Below are 510 nucleotides of genomic sequence, written 5' to 3' on the forward strand. Positions count from 1 at the left end.
CGCGGACGCGGACGCCGACGCGGCGACCCTCCGTCGCCCCGGCGAACACCGCCCGCCGCGACCCGTCCCGCCGCCACGGCGGGCACCCGGTCCTGCCTGTCGGCCTCGTCGGGCGTGTGCGAAGCTGCGGCGAGTTTTTCTCGCGGGTTTCCGGACATGAACGATAGGGAGGTTTGCCGTGGCGTGGTCTTTCGGGCACTGGCTGATACTGATCGTGGCTCTGTTGGTGGGTCTGGCGGGCGGCTGGTTCGGGCGCGGCCGACGGGACGCGGCGGTCGCCACCCACGGCTCGCCCATGGTGGACGGTGACCCGGTCGCCGGCATGACCGCCGTGGTGGTCGACCCCCCGCCCGTCGCCACCCTGGACGAAGCGCGCCCCGAGGTGACCGTGGACCCCGCGCCGGAGGCGGTCGCCGACCGCGTCCCCACCGCGCCCGGGGTCGACGCCCCGACCGACGCCGACCCGGGCAGCACCGACACCCCGAAGGCCACGGTCGTCACGGCCGACGC

The 510-nt window shown here is 75.7% G+C and carries 1 pseudogene; it reads left to right on the plus strand.

The window, feature by feature from the left end:
- Positions 1 to 214: 214 nt before the first annotated feature.
- Positions 215 to 510, plus strand: a pseudogene (locus F6X68_RS33080) (hypothetical protein); the annotation flags it as partial.

The organism is Micromonospora sp. AMSO12t (assembly GCF_008806585.1).
GTDB classification, from domain to species: domain Bacteria; phylum Actinomycetota; class Actinomycetes; order Mycobacteriales; family Micromonosporaceae; genus Micromonospora; species Micromonospora reichwaldensis.